A 19,579-nucleotide genomic window follows, 5' to 3' on the forward strand; every position below is an offset into this window, starting at 1 on the left:
CCGTGGCGAGGGAGCTTGCTCCCGTTGGGCTGCGCAGCAGCCCCAGAAACCGCGGCGCCATCAACGCCCTTCCAGCAGTGCCCCTGCCTGATCCAGCAACGCCAGCGGATCGCTGGCCTTATGAATATCCACCGACAACAACTGGCGAAACTTCCGTGCCCCGGGAAACCCCGTCCCCAGCCCCAACACATGCCGGGTAATGTGATGCATTGCGCCGCCCGCCGCCAAATGCGCCGCGATATAAGGCCGCAATTGCGCCAGCGCCTCGGCCCGGGTGATCACAGGCTCAGCACTTCCAAACAACTGCTGATCCACCTCCGCCAGCAGATAAGGGTTGTGATAAGCCTCGCGGCCCAGCATCACCCCATCAAACACCTGCAAGTGCTCCGCGCACTGTTCCAGTGTCTTGATCCCGCCGTTAAGAATGATCTCCAACTCTGGAAAGTCCCGCTTCAACTGCGCCGCCACGTCATAGCGCAAAGGCGGAATATCCCGATTCTCCTTGGGCGACAAACCCTCCAGAATCGCAATGCGCGCATGCACGGTAAAACTGGTGCACCCCGCGTCCTTCACCTGGCCGACAAAATCACACAGCTGCGCATAACTGTCGCGGCCATTGATCCCGATGCGATGCTTCACCGTCACCGGAATCGCCACCGCATCACGCATCGCCTTCACGCAATCCGCCACCAGCGCGGGGTGGGCCATGAGGCACGCGCCGATCATGTTGTTCTGCACGCGATCGCTGGGGCAGCCGACGTTGAGGTTCACCTCATCGTAACCACCGGCCTCAGCCATCCGCGCACACGCGGCCAAGTCCGCCGGAACGCTGCCACCCAGTTGCAATGCCAGCGGGTGCTCGGCGTCGTTGTGGCGCAGGAAGCGCTCATGGTCGCCGTGAAGGATCGCGCCGGTGGTAACCATCTCGGTGTAGAGCAGGGCGTTTTTCGACAGCAGACGCAGGAAGAAGCGGCAGTGGCGGTCGGTCCAATCCATCATGGGCGCCACAGAAAAACGCCGGGAGAAGGATTGCGGTGCAGCAGTAGTCAAGGACATTGGACAATCTGAGTGGGCAGGACAGAGGCCGCGAGTTTATCAGGAATCAGGGGGCAGAAATCGTGCTCTGCCGCCCCGGCTCCGACATGTGCCGTCGCAGTCATCCCGCAACAACCGTGCCCTTATGAAAAATCTCCCGCCTGGCGCGACGGCTTATATTCTCGTGTTTGCACGACGCATACATGCCGTCAAATCGGCTGCGGTCGATTTCACCGTATTTGCTCAGCTCTTCCATGACCATCTGATCGTATTCCTGCTCGATCATGAAGCGGAAAACTTCCCGTCGATAATAGAACCCGAATTGAAACGCCAGTACTTCGGCCAAGTAGTCGGTAGGGGTCAGGAAGCAGTTTTCCAGGTCAATGGCTTTGGCTGAGTCTGGCGCATCGGTTTGGATCATCACGTTGTTTGCCCAGAAGTCCATGTGCACGATGCCCTTGTCATGCAAGGCACGCAGCAGGTCGAACGACAGTGTGACCAGGCTGCGGATGTCGCGGGTTTGGTCGAGCCACTGAAGGCCGTTGAGATGGTCATCGAGCATCTCGGTGAAGATGAAGAACTCCTGGATCAAACCAAGCGTGGATTTTCGGTAGCCAAATCCGAGCAAGTTGGCGATCGGTGCGCCACGTTGCTGTGCGACATGGGTATTGATGACCTCTTCGACCGGCCAGTCGAACGCGCCGTCGCGCTTTGCACGCCCGAGGGTCACTCGCAATTTGGGCTTGAAGCTGTCGAGGGGCTGGAATTTGGCGAAGAGGTCGCTTTCCATGCCCTGGAGTGGGGCGCTGATGCGGTCCTGCAACTGATGTCGGCTGTCGATCAGTTCCTGGATCGCCAGCTCGACATTGATATCTGTGTCTTCAGTCAGAAAAATCCTGGCTTTGCGGTGGTCGAGTATCGATGGAAAACTCTGGAGCACACCTCTGTCGGGGAAAATCAAAACACATCCTTGTCACCTGGTAAATGTTACAGAGATGTTACATGGATGGCGCTATTGGATCCAACCTGAACCTAACCTGTCTGAAAAATAAATAGTCATCCTGATGGCGGCTTTTCTTGCCGCCATTGCAGGGGAGCGCTAGGTGCCTCCATGCATCCGCCGTGCGACGAGGTAGACCCCCAGGCCAATCAATGCAGTGGCGGCGCCGATATAGCCGGTGCTGGTCCAGCCCAGGCCAGCGGTAATGGCGATCCCGCCAAACCACGGGCCCAGTGCATTGGCCAGGTTGAACGCCGCATGGTTGGACGCGGCTGCCAGGCTCGGCGCTTCGTGGGCGATGTCCATCAGGCGGATTTGCAGCGGTGCCGCCAGTGCCACCATGGTGCCAACCAGGCCGATGCCCAGCAGCACGCCCCAGAGCGAACCGGCAGCGAATGGGAAGAACACCAGCACCGCCATCGACCACACCAGGATCAAGCCCACGGCGCGAAACTGCATGCGGTCGAACAGTTTGCCCCCCGCGATGTTGCCGATAATGCCGCCGACGCCGAATGCCGCCAGGCCGAATGGAATCCACTGAGGGGCCACTTTGGTCACTTCGAGCATGGTCGGCGCGAGGTAGCTGAATACACAGAACATCCCGGCGAAACCGATGGCGCCAATCGACAGTGCCATCCACACCTGGGGTTTGGTGAAGGCACGCAGTTCTTTGCGCGGGTCGCTGCGTGGTTCGTCGCGGCGCTCGGGCACGAAGCGCCAGACCAGCGCGATGGTGCAGAGGGCGATCAGGCTCACCAGTGCGAACGCCGAGCGCCATCCCAGATGCTGCCCGAGGAAGGTCGCGATCGGGTTGCCCAGCAGCATGGCCAGGGTCAGGCCCATCATCACTCGGGCAACGGCACCGGCGCGTTTGTCCGAGGGCACCATGCTAGAGGCCACTACGGCGGCAATGCCAAAGTAGGCGCCGTGGGGCAGGCCGCTGATAAAGCGAAAAGCCACCAATGAGCTGAATGTCGGGGTGAACGCAGTGGCCAGGTTGCCGAGGGCATAAAGCCCCATCAGCAACAACAGCATATGTTTGCGCAACAGCCTGGCACCGAGGATTGCCAGCAGCGGCGCGCCGACCATCACGCCCAGGGCGTACGCACTGATGGCATGTCCGACCTGGGGTTCGCTCAGGTTTAGATTGCTGGCAATGTCGGGCATCAATCCCATGATCGCGAACTCACCGGTGCCGATAGCGAAGCTGCCGACGGCCATGGCCGCTTCCATTTTGGCGGCGCTGCGCGCGGGCAAGACGTGGCCGGGTGTTTGGTGGATAGACATGGGGCTCAGCTCTCTACGGCGCGCAAGGTTAGCCGGTGATGCTAAAGAACATCGACGGAGGCGTCTAGGACAGGCGTTTCATGCGAAGTCGCTGCCCGATCAGCCGTTGGCGAGGCCCTCGCAGTCTGGCTTGTACGGCAGTTGCAATCGGGTATCGAAAAAAGTGGCGCTATGCCACTAATCAAGGGCTGATGAATGCTTAACTAAAGTGACAGTTTTATGACGATATTTATTGTTCAGTGCTTTCTATTGCGGTGCGGTTTTTTACTGTCCGGACTTTGAGTGGCGCTGAATCACACGTTTGAAATTAAAAGTGAGTAACGGGATCAGGGCAACTAAACACCCTAATGCAAACCCAATGAAAATACCGGGCGCCAAATAGGGTTTAAAGCTTTTTGAATTGAACGCGCTGAAATCACTCAGTGGATTGAATGCCCTGAGACGGTTGTCGGCAGCGAGGGAGGGCAGATTGAGCTTGAGCGCCTGGGTGTTGGCGGTTTCCAGTGCCGACTTCAATTGGGATACGGCCAGCTCTCTTGTGCTGGCCGTGGAGGACACGCGGAATATGTAGGGCTGCTGCGTTCCCGCGCTCTCGACCCCGTTGGCCGTCAGGATGCCCATGGCGGTATTGAACACATCGTCCTGTACCGAATTGTAGAGTCTGATCTCGGAAGGCTGCTCGGCAGTGGGCGCAATATTGGTATTGCGCATTTCGTTATACAGGCTCAATAACGAGGGTTTTGAAATGTAAGTGCTGGCGATCCATTTCGGCGCAGAGGTATAAAAGATCGCGAGAGAAATTGCCACCCCAAGCACGGTTGCAGCAATGATTTTGATCTTGCTCTTCCACAGCGCAAGAATAAACGGCAGAAGATCTATTTCATCATCTCTGTATCGATCGTTTGGTGTCGTCATACTACTCACAAAGAGTCCTGTTTTTACGTGTGGCTGATTGTAGAGTAAATGGAAATATTTGCGCTGGCAGTTGTTACATTTGGCATCGGATTGACCGGAGTGCGAGATGAATAGTTCCGCGTCCGCGCATGTTGGCGCCGCCCAGGCCCGCCTGCCGATGACGGCATTCGACCGCCAAGTCCATATCAGACGCCCCATCCTCCCCGAGCGTGATATTCTGCGCGCCGTCTTGGTCTACGCTTTCCAAGGTGCGTTCACCCGAATACGCGCCGACGGTTGGCTGTCGCCCAGGTAGCTGAAGCCAATAATGATAAGAAGTCAGCGCAGAAGGGACATAAAAGTGAGGTCGATACGTCGGCCTTGTGTGCCCACCCTGCGGCCTTTATGTGAGTGTGCAAACCCCGCGGTGCGTTGCCTGGCGCAGCGTGAAGGAGGGTTGCCCACGATCAGGGGCAGTGGGGCGGATGGCGTTTTATCATAGGTGCTACTGATGTTTAAGAAAGTAAACACTGCCCTGCTGGGGCTGGCTTTGTCGATGGGGATCACGTCCGTTCACGCGGAAGAGGCAAAGAAAGTCGATGTGCTGCTGATCGGCGGCGGCATCATGAGTGCAACCCTGGGTGTTTGGCTCAATGAGCTGGAGCCGGGCTGGTCGATGGAAATGGTCGAGCGCCTTGATGGCGTAGCCGAAGAAAGCTCCAACGGCTGGAACAACGCCGGTACCGGTCACTCGGCCCTGGCTGAGCTGAACTACACCCCGGAAGACAAGAACGGCAACGTTGAGATCCCGAAAGCGGTCGAAATCAACGAAGCGTTCCAGATTTCCCGTCAGTTCTGGTCCTGGCAGGTCCAGCAGGGCGTGCTGAAGAACCCGCGTTCGTTCATCAACACCACGCCGCACATGAGCTTTGTGTGGGGCGATGACAACATCAAGTTCCTGAAAAAACGCTACGAAGCCCTGCAAGCCAGCCCGCTGTTCGCCGGCATGCAGTACTCCGAAGACCCGGCGCAGATCGCCAAGTGGGTTCCGCTGATGATGGAAGGGCGTGACCCTAACCAGAAGATCGCGGCCACCTGGAGCCCGCTGGGTACCGACATGAACTTCGGCGAGATCACCCGCCAGTTCGTTGCTCACCTGCAAACCACGCCTAAGTTCGACCTGAAACTGTCGAGCGAAGTGCAGGACATCACCAAGAACGCCGACGGTTCGTGGCGTGTGAGCTACAAAAACCTGAAAGACGGCACCAAGACCGAAACCGACGCCAAGTTCGTGTTCATCGGCGCGGGCGGCGGTGCACTGCACCTGCTGCAAAAGTCGGGCATTCCTGAAGCCAAGGAATACGCTGGCTTCCCGGTAGGCGGCTCGTTCCTGGTGACCGATAACCCAACCGTGGCCGAGGCGCACCTGGCCAAGGCCTACGGTAAAGCGTCGGTTGGCGCGCCACCGATGTCGGTTCCGCACCTGGACACCCGTGTGCTGGATGGCAAGCGCGTGATCCTGTTTGGCCCATTCGCGACCTTCTCCACCAAGTTCCTGAAGGAAGGTTCGTACCTGGACCTGCTGACCAGCACCACCACCCACAACATCTGGCCAATGACCAAAGTCGGTATTCGTGAATACCCACTGGTCGAGTACCTCGCTGGCCAACTGATGCTGTCGGATGACGATCGCTTCAAGGCGCTGCAAGAGTACTTCCCGAACGCCAAGAAAGAAGATTGGCGCCTGTGGCAAGCCGGTCAGCGCGTGCAGATCATCAAGCGTGACGAAGAGCAGGGCGGCGTCCTGAAACTCGGTACTGAAGTGGTCAGCTCCGCCGACAACACCATCGCCGGCCTGTTGGGTGCATCGCCAGGCGCGTCCACCGCGGCTCCGATCATGCTGACCGTGCTGCAGAAAGTGTTCAAGGACAAGGTTGCGACCCCTGAGTGGCAGGCAAAACTGCACCAGATCGTACCGAGCTACGGCACCAAGCTGAACGATAGCCCTGAGGCTGTTGCCAAGGAATGGGCCTACACCGCCGAAGTCCTGCAACTGCCGACACCGCCTGTGATCCCACAGAGCGCTGCGCCGAAGGCTGTCGAGGCTGCCAAGCCAGCGGCTGAGCCGAGCAAGCCCGCGTCTGACCTGGCGTTGTAAGAAACAGCCGTGGTCCTAAGGCCACGCTGAGACAGAAAAAGCCCGCTGAACCGGTAACGGTCAGCGGGCTTTTTTGTGCGTGTGATTACGCGTGGGTGCGAACCCGCTCGACCGCAGGCAATTCCACCGTTCGCTCGGCTGCGGCCAGCGCCGCTTTCAAGCCGGCCTGGTCCAGCGGCACACAATAGGCTGGTTTAGCCCGCTCAAATCGCCAGCTTTCGTCTATCCCGCCTGCATCCACGGCGTCAAAACCAAGCTCGTCGAGCAGGTGGATCACTTGCGCCTTGGCCGTTGCATTGTCCGCAGCCACCGGGAGTGCACGGCGGTCTGTTGCGCCATGGGGGCGGGCGTCCTGAGTCAGGTCGGGGGCGAAAATCGCGTTGAACACCTTCACCACGTGCGCCTGTGGCAGGTGCTCGGCGAGCAGCCTGCTGGTAGTGGTTTCAAAGCGGTCCAGCACGGGGAAATGTCCGTCGCGGTTTGGATAATAGTTGTTGGCGTCCATCACCGTTTTTCCTGCCAGCCATTGCGGGGAAATACTGCGGCAATGCTCAAAAGGAATGGCAACGAGCACTACATCACCAAACCTGGCGGCCTCTTCAGCGCTACCGACCTGCACGCCGAGTATGCCGCTGACCACACTGGTCATGCTCTGCGGGCCACGGGAGTTGCTGAGCATCACCTCATGCCCTGCAGCCAGTGCCAATTGCGCCACGGCGCGCCCGATGAAACCTGCTCCAATAACGCCAATTTTCATATCCTTGCTCCGGTGAGTTGCGGGAGTGGTTATGATGATTGGCTACCATTTTGTGATAAATAACCATTTTAGTGTCGCTGTTGTTACTCAGAGTGGTGAATGATGGACCGTCTTTCAAGCATGAATGCCTTTGTGATGGCTGCCGAGTTGGGCTCCTACGCGCGTGCTGCCGAGCGCTTGAACATGTCCGCGCAGATGGTGGCCAAGCATGTCGCTGCGCTTGAACAGCGCCTTGGCGCCCGTCTGCTCAATCGCACCACGCGCAGGCAAAGCCTGACGGAGTTGGGTAGTGCGTACTACGAGCGCTGCAAACACATCCTGACAGAGGCCGATGCCGCCGATTCCCTCGCGCAGATCATGAATGACACGCCGCGTGGCAAGCTCAAAATCACCGCGCCGGTGACGTTCGGCTCCTACAGCCTGATGCCGCTGATTACCCGGTTTTTACGTGACCACCCCGATGTGGAAATCGACCTGCATTTGACTGACCGTTTTGTCGATCTGGTGGAGGAAGGCTACGAGGTGGCTTTTCGTATCGGGCCACTTGCGACGACCAGTCTTACCGCTCGCCCGCTGGCGCCGTATCGGCTTGTGGTCTGCGCAGCGCCGGCTTACCTGGCGGCAAGAGGCATGCCGCGGGTGCCGGCAGATCTTGAACAGCATGAATGCCTGGGGTACGCCTTCTGGTCGCGCCCGGCGGATCGCGAATGGGTTCTGCATCAAGGCTCGGCTTCTTACCGCGTACGGGTAGCCAGCCGGTTGCAGATCAATGAAAGCCGGGCGTTGATGTCTGCGGCGCTGGACGGTTTTGGCATCGTGCTCGGCCCGGAAGACTTTTTACGTACGGCGTTGGCCAAGGGCGAACTGGTGCGGGTGCTGCCGGGCTTTGATGCGCCGAGCCGGCCGATGCACCTGGTCTACACCGCGAACCGCCAGCGCACCGCCAAGTTGCGTCGCTTTGTCGACGCCGTGCTGCAGCGTTTTGGCGGCGATGAGTTCAGCAATCCGACAGACACCACCTGTTAAAAAGAACCCAGGCCAAGCAGGAGCGCGGCTGTGACAAGGGGGGATTTTTTACCGGTGTAGGCTTAGGGCGATAACGCCCGAGGGGTTTGTATGTTGCTACGTTATGCAGCATTGGCGGCAGTGGTGGTTGCCGCGTCTGGGTGTGTACAGGAACGTGTCGTGCATGAGCGCAGGCCAGTGCAACGAGAGTATGTCGAAGTCATCGCGCCACAGCCACCGCCGGTGCAAGTGATCGAAGTCGAACCCGTGCCACGTTACGGCTATGTGTGGTCACGCGGTTATTGGCGTTGGGAAAGCGGGCGCTATGTCGCTGTACACGGTCATTGGGAGCCGGTGCGCGAAGGCTATCGTTATGTACACCCGCACTGGGTACAACGCAATGACGGTTACCACTGGCAGGGCGGTGGCTGGGTTCGTTGAGACCTGCACGGCTAGATCAGCCGCTTCATGCCCGCTGCCTTCGCGGCGTTGAGATCGAAGGTGGCGGTGTACTCACATCCTGCTGCATGGGCGCAGCGTTCAATCAGGCAGTCGGCGAAGTCGGCCTTGCTTGCGGTAAATCGTCGGAGTGCCTGCCAAAGGATTTCGGCATGCTCGATAGTCAGCTCGCGGGTGCGCAGTAACGTCTCCAGAACCACCACCACGTCACTCTTGGCCGATTGGTAGCAGCTTTGTAACACCCATACCAGTTCCACCACTGAGACCAGGCTTACAAAGCCCGGCGACAGCGTGGTGAGCGATTCAATCAGATCTGAAGCCTTGGCCGATTGGATGGGATCATCCTGGGTGACATAGCGCACCAGCACATTGGTATCCAGGCCGATCATCCGGCTTTTGCTCCCTGTGCGGCAATAGCGCGGTTCATGTCTTCAAGGGATACGGCCTTGGCGGGTTTCTGGATCAGGCCCTTCAGGTCATGCACGGTTTTGCTCGCGGCAATGATCGAAAACCTGCCGTCTTCCATTTCGACAAATTCAACGCGATCGCCTGTCTCAAGGCCCAGGGCGGTCCTTACCTGGACAGGAATGGTGATTTGCCCTTTCGAGGTCAGTGTGGCGGTCGCCATATTGAAAATCTCCATCGTGATACTCCTTACCTTAGGGTAAGGAATTATGGAGGACAAGATCCGTTGGTCCATAGGTTGTGCCTTCTGTTGTGAGTGAATCGGACTCACTAAACCCTAGCCCGATTCACACCATCAGCACGCCCTGGAACCCGCCCAAAGCGCTACAACGTATGACCAGTTGCTGGCGTCATTGCACCACGCGATAGCACGGTACATAGGCCGCGCCACCGGGCAACTTCATGCGGTGTTGGGCAACAAATGCCTGCAGCAGCTCATCCAGCGGTTTCATGATGGCCGGGTCACCGTGGATCTCGTACGGGCCGTGTTCTTCGATCAGGCGAATGCCCTTGTCCTTGACGTTGCCTGCCACGATCCCCGAGAACGCGCGGCGCAGGTTGGCCGCCAGTTCGTGGGGCGGCAGCGCATGGCTCAGTTGCAGGCTGGCCATGTTGGCGTGGGTCGGGTCGAACGGGCGCTGGAAGCCTTCGTCGATTTTCAGCAGCCAGTTGAAGTGAAACGCATCGTTGCGCTCACGGCGGAACTGCTTCACGCCCTTGAGCCCGGCCGTCATCTGGCGGGCCACTTCGGCGGGGTCGTCGATGATGATCTGGTAGTGCGCCTGTGCCGCTTCACCGAGGGTTTCCCCGACGAACGCGTGCAGTTGTTGCAGGTACGGCGCGGCGTGTTTCGGCCCGGTGAGGATGACCGGGAACGGCAGGTCGCGGTTGTCCGGGTGCATCAGGATGCCCAGCAGGTACAGGAATTCTTCGGCCGTGCCGGCGCCGCCCGGGAAGATGATGATGCCGTGGCCGACGCGCACGAACGCTTCCAGGCGTTTTTCGATGTCCGGCAGGATCACCAACTCGTTGACGATCGGGTTGGGCGCTTCGGCGGCGATGATGCCGGGCTCTGTCAGGCCCAGGTAGCGCCCGCCGGTAATGCGTTGCTTGGCGTGGGAAATGGTCGCACCTTTCATCGGACCTTTCATCACGCCAGGCCCGCAACCGGTACACACGTCCAGGCTGCGCAGGCCCAGTTCGTGGCCGACTTTCTTGGTGTATTTGTATTCTTCGGTATTGATCGAGTGGCCACCCCAGCACACCACGATTTTCGGTTCGACACCGGCACGCAGCGTACGGGCGTTGCGCAGCAGGTGGAACACGTAGTCGGTGATGCCCTGGGAATTGCTCAGGTCGATGCGCTGGCTGTCCAGTTCGTTCTCGGTGTAGACGATATCGCGTAGGGCGCTGAACAACATCTCACGGGTGCTGGCGATCATTTCGCCATCAACGAAGGCATCGGCCGGCGCGTTCAGCAGTTCCAGGCGCACACCGCGATCCTGCTGGTGGATGCGCACTTCAAAATCTTTGTAGGCGTCGAGGATGGTCTTGGCGTTGTCGATATGCGCGCCGGTATTGAGGATCGCCAGGGCGCACTGGCGGAACAGGGTGTAGGTGCTGCCGGTGCCGGCTTCGCTCAGTTGCTGCACTTCACGTTGGGACAGGGTTTCGAGGCTGCCCTTGGGGCTGACGGAGGCATTGATGACTTGACGTTGGGGCATTCTGATTCCTTGAAAGCGCAGCCACCGCACCCGCAGGGGGCCGCGATGGCTTGAGAATGATGGGCGCCGAACTCGGTCGCACGAGACCGTTGTTTACCTCAGGCGCAAGGCCGAGTGCAAACAGTGTCGCGCACCATCATGCCGCAGAACTTACTGAATCAGCTTCCAGTTTTTGTAGAAAACCCGACGCAGGGTAAAGACCATTGCAGCAAACCCCGCGATCACGGCATTGAGCACCCGCGGTAGCGGGGTCGGCCGCACGATATCGATAAACAGGCAGTAACGCTTTGCATCGTTCTTGTTGAAGGAGGCGTGCATCAGCGTGTCATCGAAGATGAACAGCGGGTCGTCGTGCCAGTAATGTTTGTGCTCGCCGACCTGGATGTAGACGCCGTCATGATGGGGCGCGGGTGCCATGTTGTAGAGCACCCGGAACATCATGCGCAGTGGGCCGAAGTGAAAAGAGGTGGAACGGTTTTCGTTGAACACCGACACGCCGATGGTCTTCACGAACGGCAGTTTCTCGCGCAGTTTCGGAATGTCCAGGGTGGTTTCGATCGGACGCCCGTACCACTGGAAAAACAACATGCCGCGCTTCTTCTCGGCCATGCGTTCATCCAGGTAACCGATGATTTCATCCTTGTGGTCCATGGCTTCCTTGAGCACCTGCTGCAGGTCTGCACGCCAGGCAGGCGGCAGGTCGTTCATCGTGTAGATGTGGCGGTTGCGTGAGCTCAACAGGTCGAACAGCGTGTTGAACGGCGCCAGCAACCAGGTGTTGCGGCCGCTGCCGATAAAGTATTTCTTGATGGTGGGCGCGTCATACAGGCCGTTGCGCAGGAAATCATAGATGCCACACACCAGCACCAGGCCGAGGAACACCACGGTGGTCAGGGGAAACAGACCGATAAATAGGAGCACGCCAAGTATCCAGGCGATGGACACTGCTTTTTTGCGTAGGGCAGACTTGTTCATGAAACTCAGCTCCGGCTGGACGCCAATCGACAGGTCCGTATCCGTGGCTGCGAGTGGTGGGTTTTGAAACATGATGAAACAACTGCGTCATGATAAGGCGTTCAGCGCCGCAGAGGCGTTACAAATATTGCGAAATTGTGAACGCTTTACACAGTTTTTAACGGCATACGCGTTTACCGATTGGATTTTGTAAACAGAAGATTTGCGACTATCGTGACGCTTCGGTTTTTCGGACGTCATAGACCGGTACGATTGAAGTTGAATGGCCACCACTGGCCATCGACCCCTTGGAAGAGGCAGAAATTTTATGATCATCAAACCGCGGGTTCGTGGCTTTATCTGTGTGACCGCTCACCCTGTTGGCTGTGAAGCGAACGTCAAGCAACAGATCGACTACGTGACCCAACACGGCGTCATCGAAGGCGGCGCCAAGAAGGTGCTGGTCCTCGGCGCTTCCACCGGCTACGGCCTGGCTGCGCGCATCAGTGCTGCGTTTGGCTGCGGTGCCGACACCCTGGGCGTGTTTTTTGAGAAGCCAAGTGAAGACGGCAAGCTCGGTTCGGCCGGCTGGTACAACAGCGCCGCATTCGAGAAGTTCGCTGTCGAGAAAGGCCTGTACGCCAAGAGCATCAACGGCGACGCGTTCTCCGACGAGATCAAGCGCCTGACCATCGAGACCATCAAGAAAGACCTGGGCAAGATCGACCTGGTGGTCTACAGCCTGGCCGCGCCACGCCGTACCGACCCGCAAGGCGTGGTGCACACCTCCACCCTCAAGCCAATCGGCAAGCCTGTGACCCTGCGCGGTATCAACACCGACAAAGGCGTTGTGGTCGATACCACCCTTGAGCCTGCGACCCAGGAAGAAATCGACGGCACCGTCAAAGTGATGGGCGGCGAAGACTGGCAGCTGTGGATCGACGCCCTGCGTGACGCCGACGTCCTGGCCGAAGGCGCCAAGACCACTGCGTTCACCTACCTCGGTGAAAAGCTGACCCAGGATATCTACTGGAATGGCTCCATCGGCGAAGCCAAGAAAGACCTCGACAAAAAAGTCCTGACCCTGCGCGACAATCTCGCTGCGCTGAAGGGTGACGCCCGTGTGTCGGTGCTCAAGGCCGTGGTCACCCAGGCAAGCTCGGCGATCCCGATCATGCCGCTGTACCTGTCGCTGCTGTTCAAGGTGATGAAAGAGCAGGGCACCCACGAAGGTTGCATCGAGCAGGTCTACGGCCTGTTCAAGGACAGCCTGTACGGTAACGAGCCGAAACTCGACGCCGACGGCCGCCTGCGTGCGGACCTGGCTGAGCTGGAACCCAAGGTCCAGGACGCCGTGGCTGCACTGTGGAACCAGGTGACTGACGACAACGTCAACGAGATCAGCGATTTTGCCGGCTACAAGGCGGAGTTCCTGCGCTTGTTCGGCTTTGAAATCGACGGCGTTGACTACGACGCTGATGTGAACCCGGATGTGAAGATCAAGGGCCTGATCCAGGCCTAAAATCCGGGCGAGCAAAACATGTAGGTGTGGGCTTGCTGTGGCGAGGGAGCTTGCTCCCGCTGGAGTGCGAAGCGCTCCCAAGATTTTTTGGGCCGCTACGCAGCCCAGCGGGAGCAAGCTCCCTCGCCACATAAGCCCACACATTTGTTTTGTGTATTCTCAGAATCTTCGTACGCTCTTTAGAGCGTGCCCGGGTTGCCAAATCTGCCAGACTCCGTGCGCTATCACTCACACTAACGGAGGATCTGATGACGATTCGTGCAGTAGTTTTTGATTTCGGCGGTGTCCTGTTCGACTGGAACCCGCACCATCTGTACCGCAAGCTGATTGCCGACGACCGCGAGCGGCAATGGTTCCTCGACACCATCTGCACCCAGGCCTGGAACACCGAGCAGGACGCCGGCCGTTCACTGGCCGAAGGCACCCGCAGCCTGGTCGAGCAGCACCCTCATCATGAAGCGTTGATCCGCGCTTATTACGAGCGTTGGCACGAGATGCTGCGCGGTCCGCTGCCGGAAGGCGTGGCGATCCTCAAGGCATTGCACCAGGCCAATATGCCGTTGTTCGGGCTCACCAACTGGTCGGCCGAAACCTTTCCTTACGCGCGGGCCAATTACCCGTTCCTGCAGTGTTTTCGCGACATCGTGGTGTCCGGCGAACTGCAGTTGATCAAGCCCAACGCGGCGATCTACCACGCGAGCCTCAACCAGATACGCGTCCACCTACCGGATATCCAGCCGGCAGAAGTGGTGTTCATCGATGATGTGGCCGGCAATATCGACGCGGCGGTTGCCCTGGGTTGGCAAGGCATTCATCACGTATCCGCCGAGCACACCGCCGCCTGCCTGCGGGAGCTTGGAGTGGGCTTCTAGCGCGCCCATTTCTCCATGGCAAAATCCACGAACGCCCGCAGTTTTGGCAGGCGATAACGATCCTGGCCGTACAGCAAGTGCATGGGGCGGCTGGGCAGTTGATAGGCAGTCAGCAAGGCCGTCAGCTTGCCGTCCTGCAAGTCGGGTTGCACCAGGGCATCGGGCAGCATGACGATGCCCATGCCTTGCACGGCCGCCTGGCGCAGCGCTTGCGAACTGTTGATGGTCAGTGAACCAGACACCGGAATTTCCACTTCCCCTTCTTCGCCGCTCATGCGCCAGAGCTTGTCGGCGTTGCGCCAATCGTCGGTGGAGGGGTAGGCGAAGGCCAGGCAGTCGTGCTGTTGCAGGTCTTCGGGGGTTTGCGGGGTGCCGCGTCGCGCCAGGTAGCTCGGTGAGGCACACAGGGTGATGGTGTAATCCTGCATCGGCCGGGCGATCAGGCTGGAGGGCTCCAGGTCGCCCAGGCGGATCGCGACGTCGAAGCCGCTGTCGACCATGTCCATGCGCTGGTTGCTGAGCACGACATAGAGCTTGATCAGCGGATAACGCTGGGAAAATTCGCTCAAGGCCGGGGCCAGGCGCTCGGTGCCAAAGGCCGGTGGCGCGGTGATGCGCAGGGTGCCTTTGGGCACGTCGCTGTGGGCCTGCTCGGCCAGTTGTTCGGAGTCAGCCACCAGCCCCAGCACTTCCAGGCAACGCTGGTAATACTGCCCGCCGAATTCCGTGAGGCTTTGTTTGCGCGTGGTGCGCTTGAGCAGGCTGACCCCAAGGCGCTGTTCGAGGGCGCGCAGGTGATTGCCGACCATGGTAGTCGACATCCCGCAGCTCTGGGCGGCGGCCGTCATGCTGCCGGTTTCCACGACTTTTACGTACACCGACATCGCCTGGAACAAATCCATTATCAAGTCCTGATTCAAAGTCATTACACGAAAGCGCAGTTTATCCAGCTCAGGTGGCTAACGATACTGCAGGCACCACAACGATGTACTGGAGCTGCAACCATGACCGCCACCTGCCTGATGACCACTTACCAACCCTTGGCCCTGAGTTTTACCCGTGGCCTGGGCACGCGCCTGTGGGACCAGCAAGGCCGCGAATACCTGGACGCGGTGGCGGGTGTGGCGGTGACCAATGTGGGGCACTCCCATCCGAAACTGGTGAGCGCCATCAGTGAGCAGGCGGGATTGCTGCTGCACACCTCCAACCTCTACAGCATCGACTGGCAACAACGCTTGGCCCAGCGCCTGGCCCGTCTATCCGGCCTCGACCGCGCGTTCTTCAACAACTCCGGCGCCGAGGCCAACGAGACGGCGCTGAAACTGGCGCGCTTGCATGGCTGGAAAAAGGGCATCGAAGAGCCTTTGGTAGTGGTGATGGAAAACGCCTTCCACGGTCGCACCCTGGGCACCATGGCGGCCAGCGACGGGCCGTCCGTACGGTTGGGGTTCCAGCGTTTACCGGGGGATTTCATCAAGGTGGGCTTTGGTGATATCACCGCGATCGAGGCGATCACAAAGGCTTGCGGCGCGCGTATCGCCGCCGTCCTGTTGGAACCCATCCAGGGCGAAAGTGGCGTACTGCCCGCACCGCCCGGCTATCTGCAAGCCCTGCGTGATCACTGTACGCGCCACGGTTGGCTGCTGATGCTCGACGAAATCCAGACCGGCATCGGCCGCACCGGCACCTGGTTTGCATTCCAGCACGAAGGCATCCTCCCGGACGTAATGACCCTGGCCAAAGGCCTTGGCAACGGTGTGCCCATCGGCGCCTGCCTGGCGCGGTCGGCGGTGGCGCAGTTGTTTACCCCAGGCAGTCACGGCAGCACCTTTGGCGGCAACCCGCTGGCCTGCCGTGTGGGGTGCACCGTGCTGGATATTATTGAAGAGCAAGGTTTGCTCCAAAACGCCGCGCAACAGGGCGAGCGCCTGCTGGCCCGGCTGCGGGTGGAGTTGAGTGAGCATCCTCAGGTGCTGGCGATTCGCGGTCAGGGCTTGATGATCGGCATCGAGCTGGCCAGCCCCTATCGTGACCTGGCCCAGCGTGCGGCGCAGGAGCACGGTTTGTTGATCAACGTGACGCGGGGCAAGATCATTCGCCTGTTGCCGCCGCTGACCCTGGATGCCAAAGAGGTCGAGATGATCGTACGGGCCATCACCCGCCTATTGAATTAACCGTGGATCCAATGGGGGGGCCATTGAGCCATTCCTGGTTCATGGTCTCCCTGTCCCCCAGGTACTCCAACAACCAAGCCATCGCCGGCGATAACTTGCTCTGCGCCCACGCTACACACGATGGGCTGGCCGGAAACGGCCGGCTCAACTGCAACGCCACCAACTCACCGCGTTCGATCCACGGCAGCACCTGATGCGCCGGCGCCATGCCGACACATAGGCCGTCGCGTAGGCAATCGATGGCCGAGGCCCAATTCGGCACCACCAGCCGGCGTTGGTTATCCAGGGTCCAGGTGTCGCGCTTGGGCAGGTTGCGCGAGGTGTCGGTCATGCACAGCGAGGCGAAGGGCCGCAGTTGATCGTCACTGAGCAAGCCTTCCACGGCCGCCAACGGATGCCGTGTGCTGACCACGCACAGCCAGTTCAACAGGCCCATGTCGCGAAAGGTGAAGTGACTGGCCACCGGCACTGCGCTGGTGGCGCCGATGACGATGTCGGTGCGCTCGTCGGCCAGGGCATCCCATACGCCGTTGTACACCTCGTACTCCAGGAGCAATTCCACCTCGGGAAACTGCCGATAGAAATCCAGCACCAGTTGCCGACAACGTTGGGGTTTGACGATGGAGTCCACCGCCACTTTCAATTGGCCGCTCCAGCCATTGGCCACCTGCTGGCACAAGCGCCGGGTGCCGAGCATTTTTTTCATCACGCCCCGTGTCTCGTCTACAAACAGGCGCCCGGCGGCGGTCAGTTCGACATCACGGTGCCGACGTACAAACAGCGGCACCGCCAGCCACTCTTCAATCTGACGCACCGTATAGCTGATGGCCGACGGCACACGGTTCAGTTCCTGCGCGGCGGCGCTGAAGCTGCCGTGGCGTGCCACCGCATCGACGACATCCAGGGAGTATTCGGACCACATGGCTGTTGCCTTCAAAATTATTGATAGGAGTGTCCAATTATTATCGCTTCACACAGAAACTGTCAGCTTCATAATGGGTGCCAGTCAGCAAATAGTTTGATGGCAGGACCTACAAGGCTTCGATGAAAAATTCTTTTGGTTTTACTTGGTATCTGGCGGGGCTGAGCATGCTCGGTTACCTCGCCATGGACATGTACTTGCCGGCGTTCGGCGCCATGGGCGAGCAACTGCAGATTGGCGCTGGCGCGGTGGGCGCCAGCTTGAGCATTTTCCTCGCCGGCTTTGCGGTAGGGCAATTGCTGTGGGGGCCGTTGTCCGACCGCCTGGGGCGCAAGCCGATTCTGCTTGCCGGCTTGAGCCTGTTCGTGCTGGGCTGTGCGGGTATGTTCTGGGTCGAGACGGCGGCGCAATTGCTCGCGCTGCGTTTTATCCAGGCGATTGGCGTATGTTCCGCCGCCGTGAGCTGGCAGGCACTGGTGATCGACCGCTACCCGGCTGACAAGGCCCATCGCGTGTTCGCCAGCATCATGCCACTGATGTCCCTGTCGCCCGCGTTGGCGCCGTTGTTGGGGGCGATCGTGTTGAATCACTTTGGCTGGCAAGCGATCTTCGGCGTGTTGCTGGGGGTCTCGTTGCTGTTGCTGCTGCCGACATTGCTCCTGCGTCGTATGCCGAAACGTCCTGCAGAAGAGGGTGCACCTTCGCGTCTCGGCTATGGCCAGTTGCTGACCTCCCGTGTGTTCACCGGCAACGTGATGATCTTTGCCGCATGCTCTGCCAGTTTCTTCGCCTGGCTGACGGCTTCGCCCTTCATCCTTGGCGATATGGGCTACAGCCCGAACGATATTGGTCTGAGCTATGTGCTGCCGACATTGGCGTTTCTGGTGGGTGGTTACAGTTGCCGCAGCGCCTTGCAGCGCTTTCAGGGCAAGACTCTATTGCCGTGGTTGCTGGTGGCGTATTGCATCAGCATGGTGGCGCTGTACCTGGTCGCGACGCTGACCGTGCCGACCCTCACCACCTTGCTGATTCCGTTCTGCCTGATGGCGCTAGTCAACGGTGCCAGTTACCCGATTGTGGTGGCGAATGCGCTGATGCCGTTTGCGGAAAATTCCGGCAAGGCGGCAGCCCTGCAAAACACCCTGCAACTGGGCCTGTGCTTTCTCAGCAGCCTGCTGGTGTCGTCGATGATTGACCAACCGTTGCTGATTACCGTGATCGTGATGCTGGCGACTGCGCCGTTGGCGGTGTTGGGGTACTGGTTGGCGCGGCCTAAGGCTGACGGTTCGAAGCTGGCACAAGCTTAGAAGTGTAATGCGATCAACTGTGGGAGCTGGCTTGCCTGCGATGCTGGCGACTCGGTGTTTCAGTAGTTCCGAGGTGATGCTATCGCAGGCAAGCCAGCTCCCACACAAGCCACACAGTTGACCCTGTTTCTCCAGTAGAGCCCTAGAAGGTGACTTCCATATTCACCGTTGGCGTCGACGTGCGGCTACCCCGACCACCATCCACCCCAAACTTATTGTGCCAATACTCGTAACCCACACCGAGATACAGGTTCGGCTTCACGTTTTTCCCTGGAAGCACCGCGACCATCAGCGCGCTGCGCACCAGCGCTTCGGGCGCGGTGTCGCGGCCGTGGTAGTCCTCGCCTTTCTCGCCGACGTAATTGATGAACCCCTGGAATTTCGCCGCGTGGCTGGCGATTTCGAAGGGGCGCATCCAGGTCAGGTTGAGCATGTAGGTGTCGTCGAAGGTGTGGTTCGATTCTTGCGCGCCGGGAATGCCGGTGTGGTTCTTTTCCTTGTAGTACAGCAGGCTCAGGTCCAATACACCGACGGTGTTGAACTTCAAGGTCGGTCCAACCACCACCGCACGCTTTTTCGCCGAGGCGAAGTTGTTGTTGCGGTTGGCATCGAAGCCCAGGGTCAGCGCGTAATCCTTGACCAGCCCGGTGCCCAACGGCACATCGAATACCCGTGACGCGTACAGCTGGTGCCGATACACCGCGTACACCTCGCTGCCGCCGTGGTCGGTGCCCTTGCGCGGGTCACTGCTGTCGGACAGGAACACATCCAGGTTGAGGAAATTACTGCCATACGTGTAGCCGCTGGCGTGGGTGAAACTGTAGATACGCTTGCTGAATTCGTCGGGGTTATTCGGGTTGGTGAACTGTTGGCCGTAGCGAAACCCTACGCTGTTGTTCATCCATTCCACCGCGACAGCCTCCCCGCCGCCGAGGAGGGTGAGCAATACGGTTGCGCCGTGCAGTGCCTTTTTCATTGTTTTAATTCCTTTGGCGTTTGGCTCATGGCGACCTTGCAGGGGTCGCCGGGCGCAGTATCGACACA

At 59.3% G+C, this 19,579-nt stretch carries 19 protein-coding genes; 7 read left to right on the forward strand and 12 right to left on the reverse strand.

The annotated features are described in order from the left end of the window. Positions 1-60: 60 nt before the first annotated feature. The 4 genes from dusA to ACU688_RS10480 form a co-directional block, all read right to left on the reverse strand. Positions 61-1,056, reverse strand: coding sequence for a tRNA dihydrouridine(20/20a) synthase DusA (gene dusA, locus ACU688_RS10465; protein ID WP_448184633.1), 996 nt, complete (start codon positions 1,054-1,056; stop codon positions 61-63). 100 nt (positions 1,057-1,156) lie between these two features. Continuing rightward, positions 1,157-1,996: a protein kinase family protein gene (locus ACU688_RS10470; protein ID WP_448184634.1), complete on the reverse strand. Its 840-nt coding sequence runs from the start codon at positions 1,994-1,996 to the stop codon at positions 1,157-1,159. Positions 1,997-2,134: 138 nt separating this feature from the next. Further along, positions 2,135-3,322 carry an MFS transporter gene (locus ACU688_RS10475; protein WP_448184635.1) on the reverse strand — a complete coding sequence of 396 codons (1,188 nt, stop codon included), beginning with the start codon at positions 3,320-3,322 and terminating at the stop codon, positions 2,135-2,137. A 264-nt stretch (positions 3,323-3,586) separates the two neighbouring features. Next, positions 3,587-4,237: a Wzz/FepE/Etk N-terminal domain-containing protein gene (locus tag ACU688_RS10480; protein WP_448184862.1), complete on the reverse strand. Its 651-nt coding sequence runs from the start codon at positions 4,235-4,237 to the stop codon at positions 3,587-3,589. Between the two features lie 490 nt (positions 4,238-4,727). On the opposite strand from ACU688_RS10480, the gene mqo reads away from it, so the two are divergent. Next, a complete protein-coding gene (gene mqo, locus ACU688_RS10485) occupies positions 4,728-6,374 on the forward strand; it encodes a malate dehydrogenase (quinone) (RefSeq protein WP_207045353.1) in 1,647 nt (548 codons plus the stop codon). Positions 6,375-6,459: 85 nt separating this feature from the next. On the opposite strand, the gene ACU688_RS10490 is transcribed toward mqo, so the two are convergent. After that, positions 6,460-7,164, reverse strand: coding sequence for an NADPH-dependent F420 reductase (locus tag ACU688_RS10490; RefSeq protein WP_448184863.1), 705 nt, complete (start codon positions 7,162-7,164; stop codon positions 6,460-6,462). A 66-nt stretch (positions 7,165-7,230) separates the two neighbouring features. Between ACU688_RS10490 and ACU688_RS10495 the strand changes: the two genes are divergently transcribed. After that, a complete protein-coding gene (locus ACU688_RS10495; RefSeq protein ID WP_448184636.1) occupies positions 7,231-8,157 on the forward strand; it encodes a LysR family transcriptional regulator in 927 nt (308 codons plus the stop codon). Between the two features lie 90 nt (positions 8,158-8,247). Continuing rightward, positions 8,248-8,577 (forward strand): YXWGXW repeat-containing protein, encoded by a 330-nt coding sequence (locus tag ACU688_RS10500; RefSeq protein WP_026136855.1) that lies wholly within the window; start codon positions 8,248-8,250, stop codon positions 8,575-8,577. Positions 8,578-8,588: 11 nt separating this feature from the next. Here ACU688_RS10500 and ACU688_RS10505 read toward each other — a convergent pair whose 3' ends face one another. The 4 genes from ACU688_RS10505 to ACU688_RS10520 all read right to left on the reverse strand — a co-directional run bounded on the left by ACU688_RS10505 (position 8,589) and on the right by ACU688_RS10520 (position 11,759). Continuing rightward, entirely contained in the window at positions 8,589-8,984 is a 396-nt protein-coding gene (locus ACU688_RS10505; protein ID WP_448184637.1) for a type II toxin-antitoxin system VapC family toxin, read from the reverse strand. Then, entirely contained in the window at positions 8,981-9,238 is a 258-nt protein-coding gene (locus ACU688_RS10510) for an AbrB/MazE/SpoVT family DNA-binding domain-containing protein (RefSeq protein ID WP_207045350.1), read from the reverse strand. The genes ACU688_RS10505 and ACU688_RS10510 overlap by 4 nt, the downstream gene beginning before the upstream one ends. Before the next feature lie 172 nt (positions 9,239-9,410). After that, entirely contained in the window at positions 9,411-10,784 is a 1,374-nt protein-coding gene (gene ppnN / locus ACU688_RS10515) for a nucleotide 5'-monophosphate nucleosidase PpnN (protein ID WP_448184638.1), read from the reverse strand. 150 nt (positions 10,785-10,934) lie between these two features. Further along, the gene (locus tag ACU688_RS10520) at positions 10,935-11,759 is read right to left on the reverse strand and encodes an aspartyl/asparaginyl beta-hydroxylase domain-containing protein (RefSeq protein ID WP_448184639.1); all 825 of its coding nucleotides are present in this window, start codon (positions 11,757-11,759) and stop codon (positions 10,935-10,937) included. 307 nt (positions 11,760-12,066) lie between these two features. Here ACU688_RS10520 and fabV point away from each other — a divergent pair, with 307 nt between their 5' ends. Then, positions 12,067-13,260 carry an enoyl-ACP reductase FabV gene (gene fabV / locus ACU688_RS10525; RefSeq protein WP_448184640.1) on the forward strand — a complete coding sequence of 398 codons (1,194 nt, stop codon included), beginning with the start codon at positions 12,067-12,069 and terminating at the stop codon, positions 13,258-13,260. Between the two features lie 248 nt (positions 13,261-13,508). After that, positions 13,509-14,132: an HAD family hydrolase gene (locus tag ACU688_RS10530; RefSeq protein WP_448184641.1), complete on the forward strand. Its 624-nt coding sequence runs from the start codon at positions 13,509-13,511 to the stop codon at positions 14,130-14,132. Here the strand turns inward: ACU688_RS10530 and ACU688_RS10535 are convergent. Further along, complete coding sequence (locus tag ACU688_RS10535; protein WP_448184642.1) at positions 14,129-15,034, reverse strand: LysR family transcriptional regulator; 906 nt, start codon at positions 15,032-15,034, stop codon at positions 14,129-14,131. The two genes, ACU688_RS10530 and ACU688_RS10535, sit on opposite strands and share 4 nt — an antisense overlap. A gap of 102 nt (positions 15,035-15,136) precedes the next feature. On the opposite strand from ACU688_RS10535, the gene ACU688_RS10540 reads away from it, so the two are divergent. Beyond that, a complete protein-coding gene (locus tag ACU688_RS10540) occupies positions 15,137-16,306 on the forward strand; it encodes an aspartate aminotransferase family protein (protein ID WP_448184643.1) in 1,170 nt (389 codons plus the stop codon). Here ACU688_RS10540 and punR read toward each other — a convergent pair. Further along, on the reverse strand, positions 16,287-17,228 hold the full coding sequence (gene punR / locus ACU688_RS10545; protein ID WP_448184644.1) for a DNA-binding transcriptional activator PunR: 942 nt from the start codon (positions 17,226-17,228) through the stop codon (positions 16,287-16,289). The two genes, ACU688_RS10540 and punR, sit on opposite strands and share 20 nt — an antisense overlap. A gap of 122 nt (positions 17,229-17,350) precedes the next feature. On the opposite strand from punR, the gene punC reads away from it, so the two are divergent. Then, positions 17,351-18,535 (forward strand): purine nucleoside transporter PunC, encoded by a 1,185-nt coding sequence (gene punC, locus ACU688_RS10550; protein WP_448184645.1) that lies wholly within the window; start codon positions 17,351-17,353, stop codon positions 18,533-18,535. Positions 18,536-18,677: 142 nt separating this feature from the next. On the opposite strand, the gene ACU688_RS10555 is transcribed toward punC, so the two are convergent. Beyond that, a complete protein-coding gene (locus tag ACU688_RS10555) occupies positions 18,678-19,511 on the reverse strand; it encodes a nucleoside-binding protein (protein ID WP_448184646.1) in 834 nt (277 codons plus the stop codon). Between the last annotated feature and the right edge of the window lie 68 nt (positions 19,512-19,579).

The organism is Pseudomonas acericola (SeqCode), assembly GCF_053456465.1.

Coding starts and splice junctions, on each gene's coding strand:
- fabV (WP_448184640.1), top strand. CDS start 12,067: ATGATCATCAAACCGCGGGTTCGTGGCTTTATCTGTGTGACCGCTCAC.
- ACU688_RS10530 (WP_448184641.1), top strand. CDS start 13,509: ATGACGATTCGTGCAGTAGTTTTTGATTTCGGCGGTGTCCTGTTCGAC.
- mqo (WP_207045353.1), top strand. CDS start 4,728: ATGTTTAAGAAAGTAAACACTGCCCTGCTGGGGCTGGCTTTGTCGATG.
- ACU688_RS10555 (WP_448184646.1), bottom strand. CDS start 19,511: ATGAAAAAGGCACTGCACGGCGCAACCGTATTGCTCACCCTCCTCGGC.
- ACU688_RS10535 (WP_448184642.1), bottom strand. CDS start 15,034: ATGGATTTGTTCCAGGCGATGTCGGTGTACGTAAAAGTCGTGGAAACC.
- punR (WP_448184644.1), bottom strand. CDS start 17,228: ATGTGGTCCGAATACTCCCTGGATGTCGTCGATGCGGTGGCACGCCAC.
- punC (WP_448184645.1), top strand. CDS start 17,351: ATGAAAAATTCTTTTGGTTTTACTTGGTATCTGGCGGGGCTGAGCATG.
- ACU688_RS10510 (WP_207045350.1), bottom strand. CDS start 9,238: ATGGAGATTTTCAATATGGCGACCGCCACACTGACCTCGAAAGGGCAA.
- ACU688_RS10475 (WP_448184635.1), bottom strand. CDS start 3,322: ATGTCTATCCACCAAACACCCGGCCACGTCTTGCCCGCGCGCAGCGCC.
- ppnN (WP_448184638.1), bottom strand. CDS start 10,784: ATGCCCCAACGTCAAGTCATCAATGCCTCCGTCAGCCCCAAGGGCAGC.
- ACU688_RS10505 (WP_448184637.1), bottom strand. CDS start 8,984: ATGATCGGCCTGGATACCAATGTGCTGGTGCGCTATGTCACCCAGGAT.
- ACU688_RS10500 (WP_026136855.1), top strand. CDS start 8,248: ATGTTGCTACGTTATGCAGCATTGGCGGCAGTGGTGGTTGCCGCGTCT.
- ACU688_RS10495 (WP_448184636.1), top strand. CDS start 7,231: ATGATGGACCGTCTTTCAAGCATGAATGCCTTTGTGATGGCTGCCGAG.
- ACU688_RS10520 (WP_448184639.1), bottom strand. CDS start 11,759: ATGAACAAGTCTGCCCTACGCAAAAAAGCAGTGTCCATCGCCTGGATA.
- ACU688_RS10540 (WP_448184643.1), top strand. CDS start 15,137: ATGACCGCCACCTGCCTGATGACCACTTACCAACCCTTGGCCCTGAGT.
- ACU688_RS10480 (WP_448184862.1), bottom strand. CDS start 4,237: ATGACGACACCAAACGATCGATACAGAGATGATGAAATAGATCTTCTG.
- dusA (WP_448184633.1), bottom strand. CDS start 1,056: ATGTCCTTGACTACTGCTGCACCGCAATCCTTCTCCCGGCGTTTTTCT.